Source organism: Thermoflexus sp., assembly GCF_042408365.1.
GTDB lineage: Bacteria > Chloroflexota > Anaerolineae > Thermoflexales > Thermoflexaceae > Thermoflexus.
Genome location: NZ_JBHOQJ010000049.1, coordinates 1 through 1,970, shown reverse-complemented (window position 1 = coordinate 1,970; position 1,970 = coordinate 1). Strand labels below are relative to the sequence as shown.

Annotated in this window: 2 protein-coding genes; both read right to left on the bottom strand. The window is 66.4% G+C overall.

What is annotated here, in order from left to right:
- Positions 1-106: 106 nt before the first annotated feature.
- Positions 107-1,489 carry an MDR family MFS transporter gene (locus ACFMO5_RS02290; protein ID WP_376791157.1) on the bottom strand — a complete coding sequence of 461 codons (1,383 nt, stop codon included), beginning with the start codon at positions 1,487-1,489 and terminating at the stop codon, positions 107-109.
- The coding region (locus tag ACFMO5_RS02285) for a DUF488 family protein (protein WP_376791156.1) at positions 1,486-1,970 on the bottom strand (485 nt) is incomplete at its 5' end. The genes ACFMO5_RS02285 and ACFMO5_RS02290, both read right to left, overlap by 4 nt.

Genomic DNA, 1,970 nt, shown 5'->3' with positions numbered 1-1,970 from the left:
CGGCAGCCCAGAGGCTGCCGCGAGGGGAGGAAGACCCTTGAGGGACCGCCGAAGGCGGCCGGTCTCAACTTCAGATTGCAGCAACCCGCTTTGATGTCCGCCGCAATCACTCGAGGACCGATGCGGCCCGCTTTTTCTCCCCCCGGGGCTCGGCTTTCCGAGCCGGAAGATCCGGCACGCCGAAGCCGATCAGGAGGATCCCCGTCGCGAGGATCATCGCCAGGAGGGGAACCCTCCAAAAGGCGGCCAGGAGGGCCTCCCCGCCTGCAGCGAGGGCAGGGCCCAGCACCGCCCCCATAACCGCAGCCCCCATGGACCCACCGATGTTACGAGCGAACAGCAACATCGCAGTGACCACCCCCAGCACATCCCGGGGGGCCTCTTCTTGGGCGCAAACTAAGAGAGCCAGCATCACGACGCCCATCCCGGATCCCACGATCAGGCCCGCCAGGCCCAACAGCGGCAGAGGGGCCTGGCGCGCCAGCGCCCACGCCCCAAACCCCGCGACCATCGCTATGGGCCCCCAGCGGGCCGGCGGCCGGGGTCCCCAATGGGGTAACCAGCGGGCCGTCAACACGCTGCTCACGGTCCAGCCCACAGTCATCGGGGAGAGCAGGAGACCGCCTATGGTAGCGCTCTGCCCCCGTGCGACTTGAACGAACAAAGGGATATATGCGGTCATCCCGAAGAACGCCATCCCCCCAAGGAGATTCCCCAGGAAGCCGCGGAAAGCAAACGGCCGCCGCAGGGCGGGGAGAGGGATAAGAGGCAGCGACTGCTGTCGCTCGAAAGCCACAAAACCGGCCATCACCAGAGCTGCCAGCAGAAGAGCCGTGGGGGATTCGAGCTCCAGACCGTAAAGCAAGGCGCCCGCCCCAAGGGCGAACAGCGCCGCGCCCCCAAGATCCACCCGCACGCCTGCCTCATGGGCGGATTCCGGAACCCCGCGGCCCACGAGCAGCATCGCCGCAAGCCCGAAGGGCACGTTGAGGTAAAACACCCATCGCCAGGAGAAATGATCCACAATCAACCCGCCCACCAACGGCCCGACGAGGGCGGAAAACCCCCACACCCCGCTGATCCATCCCTGGACGCGCGCCCGCTCACGCAACGGATAAAGCTCCCCAACCAGGGTGAAGGTCAACGTTTGAAGGCCACCCCCACCCAATCCCTGGAGCGCACGGGCGGCGATCAGCATCGGCATGGAACGGGCCGCCCCGCTGAGGGCCGATCCGGTCAAAAAAAGAGCCACCGCCGCCAGATACAGGCGCCTCCGGCCATATAGGTCGGACGACCGACCCCAGATCGGCCCGGAAACCGTGGCCATCAACAGATAGAGGGCAAAAGGGAAGCTATATAAGGCGACGCCCCCCAGCTCCTGGATCACCCGGGGCATCGCCGTGGCCACCACCGTCGCCTCCAGGGCCGCCAGGAAAAGGCCCAGAATTAAACCGGCCGTCACGCGAACTCGATGGGGCACCTCGGTCATTCCGACCTCGCGCCTTGAGGGTCCGGGAGCTCCAGAGGCCCCGCATAGATCAGCCGCGTCCCTTCCACCCGCGCCCACGGGGTTAGGCGGTGAGGCTCCCGTCGATCGAAGTCCAGAATATGCTCCACTTGGATCCCATGGATGAGCAACGCGTCGGCGATCATCCGCCGATGGCATCGCCACGGGAACGCCTCCGCGCACATCAGCGCGATGCGGGCCCGCGCCGCCTCCGCCACGACCTCCTCCAGAGCCGCCTGAAAGGCCGGCGTCTCCATATGGTCCGCATACCCTTGAAACCCAGGGGTCTTCCACGCCGTATGCACCGAATCCGAACGAGGTGTTCGTCGCCCCCCCAGCTCTGGAATGTGCCGGTAACCGATGCCGACAGCGGCCAGCGCGGCGGCCAGCGCAGGACCGTTGAAGTGCGGATGCCGTCGAGAGCTCGGGAATCGGCGCACGTCGATCACCTTCTCCACACCAT

What these genes read in the sequence shown, in the direction of transcription:
- ACFMO5_RS02290 (WP_376791157.1), bottom strand. Translation starts at nt 1,489, where the DNA reads ATGACCGAGGTGCCCCATCGAGTTCGCGTGACGGCCGGTTTAATTCTG.